Origin of the sequence: Fredinandcohnia onubensis, from assembly GCF_002734215.1 — a bacterium.
Classification (GTDB): Bacteria; Bacillota; Bacilli; order Bacillales; family Bacillaceae_L; genus Ferdinandcohnia; species Ferdinandcohnia onubensis.
Genome location: NZ_NSEB01000030.1, coordinates 1 through 1657, shown reverse-complemented (window position 1 = coordinate 1657; position 1657 = coordinate 1). Strand labels below are relative to the sequence as shown.

Genomic DNA, 1657 nt, shown 5'->3' with positions numbered 1-1657 from the left:
TTCTGATAAAATAAAGTTACCACACCATATCTCGAAAGAAGGGTCCTTATGTTTAAAAATTATATCATGAATCAATTAGTTTTGCCTTTAGATTTAGAAGTAAAATTACAAAATAATGATATTGCCTTCCATGTCCATCATTTAGTTGAAAGTATCCCGCACGAAGCTTTTGAACCATTTCTTCGAAATGAGGGCTGTCCAGCTTATCATCCACGCATGATGCTTAAAATTATCTTATGTGCCTACACGCAATCTGTCTTCTCTGGGCGAAAAATTGAAGCCCTATTAAAAGATAGTATTCGTATGATGTGGTTAGCACAAGGGTATGAACCAAGCTACCGCACAATCAATCGATTCCGCATTCAACCAGAAGTGAAAGATATAATTCGCGAATGTTTTGTCCAATTCCGTTGCCAATTGGTCGAAGAAAAGCTTATTGATCAAGAAGCTATTTTTATTGATGGTACAAAGATTGAAGCGAATGCAAATAAATTTACATTCGTATGGAAAAAATCCATTGAGAAATATAGTGAAAGCTTAATTGAAAAGTCAAACCAGCTATATAACGAGCTACTTAAGAACGAAATCGTACCTGAAATTGAACGTGAAAACACTGAACAGTTATCATTGGAAGAGCTCACTCAATTGGTTAAAAAAGTAGACGAAGTCGTAATTGAGTATGATAAACAAATTGAAGCTACATCAGATGTTTCAGAACGAAAAGCCTTAAGAAGCAAACGCAAATATCCGAAACAAGCGCGTAAGCAATTGATTGATTTTGTCTTACGTAAACAGAAATACCAAAAAGATTTGGAAATCTTTGGCACACGTAATAGCTATTCTAAAACAGATCCCGATGCGACATTTATGCGAATGAAAGAAGATTATATGAAAAACGGACAATTGAAAGCTGGTTACAATGTACAAATCGCAACGGAAGGTCAATACACTCTTGCTTATAGTTTGTTTTCGAACCCTACAGATACGCGTACGTTAATTCCATTTCTAGATGAAATCGAGCAGCATTATTTCGTGTTACCGAAACACATTGTCGCAGATGCAAGTTATGGTAGTGAACAAAACTATAATGATATCCTTTCCAATAGAAAACGAGAAGCACTTATTACTTATAACATGTATTTGAAGGAGCAGAACAAAAAGTATAAGCAAAACATATTTAATCCTGACAATTGGCATTATGATGAAGAAACAGATACATATGCATGCCCTAATCATAAACGTCTTAATTTTCAATATCATTCTATTCGCACTGATCGTACAGGCTTTGAACGGAAGTTCAAAATCTATGAGTGCGAGGATTGTTCGGGATGCCCATTCCGTTTATCATGTACAAAAGCCAAAGAAGGCAACAATCGAAAATTAATGGTGAATGAAAAGTGGGAACAGCAAAAAGATTATATAAGAGCGAAGCTTTCAGAAGAGAAAACGAGTGCCATCTATCGAAAACGAAAAATCGATGTGGAACCAGTTTTTGGATTCTTGAAGGCTAATTTGCGTTTCTCCCGATTTTCTGTACGAGGAAAATCGAAGGTAGAAAACGAAATGGGCCTAGCTTTAATGGCAGTGAATTTAAGAAAATTCACTGCCAACAACTAAGGTAATGGGAGAATTTACATAAAAAAATAGAAAAAGGTGA

The 1657-nt window shown here is 35.4% G+C and carries 1 protein-coding gene; it reads left to right on the top strand.

Annotated features, from left to right (window positions below):
• Window positions 1-48 precede the first annotated feature (48 nt).
• The gene (locus tag CKK03_RS23205; RefSeq protein ID WP_099364852.1) at window positions 49-1617 is read left to right on the top strand and encodes an IS1182 family transposase; all 1569 of its coding nucleotides are present in this window, start codon (window positions 49-51) and stop codon (window positions 1615-1617) included.
• Window positions 1618-1657 lie beyond the last annotated feature (40 nt).

Bases quoted from the DNA above. Each gene is read 5' to 3' on its own strand.
- CKK03_RS23205 (WP_099364852.1), top strand. From the start codon at position 49: ATGTTTAAAAATTATATCATGAATCAATTAGTTTTGCCTTTAGATTTA.